We start from the raw sequence: 2,984 nt of genomic DNA, 5'->3' as shown, positions 1-2,984 counted from the left end.
CGCGATGCAATCTGTAGGAGCGAGGCTTGCCCGCGAAGAGGCCCTGTCAGGCACCACAAAAACTCAGGTCGGACAAGTCTCCCGCCCATTATCCAACCCCTGCTTGTAGCTCTGGCTCTGCACACTGGCCTTGCCGTTGTGCCAGGTCAGGGTCAGGACATACAGCGAGTCATAGTCGCCGGATTCCCAGTCTTCGGTGATCTTCTGCTTCTTGCCAACCGCTTCGCCGGCTACTTTGTTGATCAGCTCCGGCAGGTAGCCATGGGACCAGGCGGTGTAGATCACCGAGTTGTGGTACTTGTCGTGAAGCAGTTCATCGGCCAGGTCGCTGGTGTCGTTGGCCGAGTAATCGATGTTCACTGGCAGGCCGAGCTTGATCGCGCTGGGGCTGATGGTCATCAGCGGGCGGATGTAGCTGTAGGAATTGTCCAGTTCACCTTCCTCGACATTACGAGTCGGGTTGGCGGCGAACACGTAGTCGGCCTTGCCGAATTTTTCCGGCAGCAAGGTCGCCAGATCGATGGCGCGGTTCAGACCCTGGCAATTGAGCTGGCCCAGGCCACCGGCGGGTTTTTCCGCGTGACGCAGGAACACCAGCGTCTGGGTGCCATCGGTGGGTTGGGCGGCGTTGACGCGGGATTCGAGCATCAGGAACAACGCGCTGGCCGCCAGCACGGCGGGCAGGAAAATGTAGGCGCGATGTTTGAAGCGATTGGCGCGTTTCAAAAAATTCATCATGGAAAAGTGTTCTTCAGCAAATGGGTTAAGGCTGACAAACCTCTACACCGCGGATGTCCTGGTCCGGGTGTTTTCCATGTCGTGAAACCGGTCCGTTTTCAAAGGGTTAGTGATCAGAGTCCTCTGAAACCCATTGGTTCGATTCCGGCCGGAAATACAGCCATTTGTCGGTCACCTTGAACGGGATGTCGCGAAGGTTATCGACAGCATGTTGCGAATTTATGGACAAGGTACAGTGATGGCCGCCCAAGGCCAGTCATCTCTTTCGATCTCCACCATCAGTGAGAATGATGGTTTCATGCCTCGCACTGGCGCCGATCTGCCTTATGATCCTCACTCTCATTTTTCCGTGGATTTGCCCATGACCGATTTGTCTGCATTCCCCATCACCCGGAAATGGCCGGCCAACAATCCGGAGTGGATTCAGCTGTATTCCCTGCCGACCCCCAACGGCGTCAAGGTCTCGATCATGCTCGAAGAGATCGGCCTGCCTTATGAGCCGCATCGCGTGGATTTCGGCAGCAACGATCAGTTGACCCCGGAATTTATTTCGTTGAGCGTCAACAACAAGATCCCGGCGATCCTCGATCCCCACGGCCCGGGCGACAAGCCGCTGCCGCTGTTCGAGTCCGGCGCGATCCTGATGTACCTGGCCGACAAAAGCGGTCAGCTGCTGCCCCAGGACGCCGCCTTGCGCTACGAGACCATTCAGTGGCTGATGTTCCAGATGGGCGGGATCGGCCCGATGTTCGGCCAGCTCGGCTTCTTCAACAAATTCGCCGGCAAGGACTATGAAGACAAGCGTCCTCGCGATCGCTACGTCGAAGAAAGCAAGCGCCTGCTGGGTGTGCTGAACACGCGCCTGGAAGGCCGCGACTGGGTCATGGGCGAGCACTACACCATCGCCGACATCGCGATCTTCCCGTGGGTGCGCAACCTGATCGGCTTCTACGAGGCCGGTGACCTGGTAGGCATCCAGAATTTCCCGAACGTCACCCGCGTGCTGGAGCGCTTCCTGGCGCGGCCGGCGGTCAAGCGTGGGCTGGAGATTCCGAAGCCGATCTCCAATTAACCGCTGAACCCCTGTGGGAGCGGGCTTGCTCGCGAAAGCGCACTGTCAATCAATACATGTGTCGACTGATACACCGCTTTCGCGAGCAAGCCCGCTCCCACAGGGATTTTTGTTTCTCCCCGGATTTTCAGGAATGCCCATGTCCAGCCAGTTCCCCGAAGCACGCCCACGCCGTCTGCGCCGCAATGCGAGCCTGCGCAGGCTGTTCCAGGAAACCGAGTTCACTTTGAACGATCTGGTTCTGCCGATTTTCGTCGAGGAAGAAATCGACGATTTCGTGCCGATCAAGAGCATGCCCGGGGTGATGCGCATTCCCGAGTCGAAGCTGGCCGGCGAAATCGAGCGTTATGCCAAGGCCGGGATCAAGTCGGTGATGACCTTTGGCGTGTCCCATCATCTGGACGGCAACGGCAGCGATACCTGGCGGGAAAACGGCCTGGTCTCGCGCATGTCGCGGATCGCCAAAGACGCGGTGCCGGAGATGATCGTGATGTCCGACACCTGCTTCTGCGAGTACACCGACCACGGCCATTGCGGCGTGCTGCACAACCATGAAGTGGATAACGACCAGACCCTGATCAACCTCGGCAAGCAGGCGGTGGCGGCGGCCCGTGCCGGCGCCGATGTGATCGCGCCGTCGGCGGCCATGGACGGTCAAGTCCAGGCGATTCGGCGGGCGCTGGATCAGGCCGGTTTCACCCAGACCGCGATCATGGCCTATTCGACCAAATTCGCCTCGGCGCTCTACGGCCCGTTCCGCGAAGCCGGCGGCAGCGCGCTCAAGGGCGACCGCAAGAGCTACCAGATGAACCCGATGAACCGTCGCGAAGCTCTGCGTGAATCGTTGCTGGACGAACAGGAAGGTGCCGATGCGCTGATGGTCAAGCCGGCCGGTGCCTACCTGGACATCATCCGCGACATCCGCGAAGCCTCGAACCTGCCGCTGTCGGCGTATCAGGTGAGTGGGGAGTACGCGATGATCAAGTTCGCCGCCCAGGCCGGCGCCATCGACGAGGACCGCGTGGTGCGCGAGAGCCTCGGGGCGATCAAGCGGGCGGGGGCGGATCTGATCTTTACCTACTTTGCGATGGATCTGGCGCTGGCCGGGATCTGACTCAGTCAGTCAAACCGAACACAGACCTGTGGCGAGGGGGCTTGCCCCCGTTGGACTGCG

At 59.9% G+C, this 2,984-nt stretch carries 3 protein-coding genes; 2 read left to right on the top strand and 1 reads right to left on the bottom strand.

The window, feature by feature from the left end; genetic code table 11:
- Positions 1 to 63: 63 nt before the first annotated feature.
- The gene (locus K9857_RS30170; RefSeq protein WP_224542209.1) at positions 64 to 738 is read right to left on the bottom strand and encodes a histidine phosphatase family protein; all 675 of its coding nucleotides are present in this window, start codon (positions 736 to 738) and stop codon (positions 64 to 66) included.
- 361 nt (positions 739 to 1,099) lie between these two features.
- Between K9857_RS30170 and K9857_RS30165 the strand changes: the two genes are divergently transcribed.
- Together K9857_RS30165 and hemB are read left to right on the top strand one after the other, a co-directional pair.
- Positions 1,100 to 1,810, top strand: a complete 711-nt coding sequence (locus K9857_RS30165) for a glutathione binding-like protein (RefSeq protein WP_224542207.1) — start codon at positions 1,100 to 1,102, stop codon at positions 1,808 to 1,810.
- A gap of 139 nt (positions 1,811 to 1,949) precedes the next feature.
- Positions 1,950 to 2,924 (top strand): porphobilinogen synthase, encoded by a 975-nt coding sequence (hemB, locus tag K9857_RS30160; protein ID WP_224542204.1) that lies wholly within the window; start codon positions 1,950 to 1,952, stop codon positions 2,922 to 2,924.
- The last annotated feature ends 60 nt before the right edge of the window (positions 2,925 to 2,984 follow it).

Origin of the sequence: Pseudomonas sp. REP124, assembly GCF_020164475.1 — a bacterium.
Classification (GTDB): Bacteria; Pseudomonadota; Gammaproteobacteria; order Pseudomonadales; family Pseudomonadaceae; genus Aquipseudomonas.
Note: the sequence above shows the minus strand (reverse complement) of the source record. Positions and strands in the feature narration are given on the sequence as shown.

Excerpts from the sequence above, each read along its gene's own strand:
- K9857_RS30170 (WP_224542209.1), bottom strand. The coding sequence starts at position 738 with ATGATGAATTTTTTGAAACGCGCCAATCGCTTCAAACATCGCGCCTAC.
- K9857_RS30165 (WP_224542207.1), top strand. The coding sequence starts at position 1,100 with ATGACCGATTTGTCTGCATTCCCCATCACCCGGAAATGGCCGGCCAAC.
- hemB (WP_224542204.1), top strand. The coding sequence starts at position 1,950 with ATGTCCAGCCAGTTCCCCGAAGCACGCCCACGCCGTCTGCGCCGCAAT.